This is a genomic window from Algoriphagus aestuariicola, from assembly GCF_017254835.1.
Lineage (GTDB): Bacteria > Bacteroidota > Bacteroidia > Cytophagales > Cyclobacteriaceae > Algoriphagus > Algoriphagus aestuariicola.
Genome location: NZ_JAFKCW010000041.1, coordinates 1 through 341 on the forward strand (window position 1 = coordinate 1; position 341 = coordinate 341).

General features: G+C 59.8%; 1 protein-coding gene. It reads left to right on the forward strand.

Going from position 1 to position 341, the window contains the following annotated elements:
- Window positions 1–341: phage tail protein (locus J0A67_RS22720; RefSeq protein ID WP_206571677.1), on the forward strand; the 341-nt coding region annotated here is incomplete at both ends.

Below are 341 nucleotides of genomic sequence, written 5' to 3' on the forward strand. Positions count from 1 at the left end.
TGAACGAAAAACGGCGCGCCGAGCTGAATTCACTGCAGATAGATACCGGCAACAGCAACCAAGTGATCGCTGAACAAGTGATCCCGGAGGACGTTGGCGGTTGGTGGATCCGCGAGCTGGGGCTGTATGACAAAAACGGCGTGCTGGTGGCGATCGCCAATACGCCCGACACCTACAAGCCGCAGTTGACCGAAGGTGCCGGCCGCACCCAGGTCGTGCGCATGGTGCTTCTGGTAAAAGGCGACGCCAATGCGGCGATCGTCGCAGACAAGACCGCCTTACTGGTCTCGCGCGATACGCTGAGTGCAGCCATTGCCGAACATGCCCGCTCGCGCAATCAT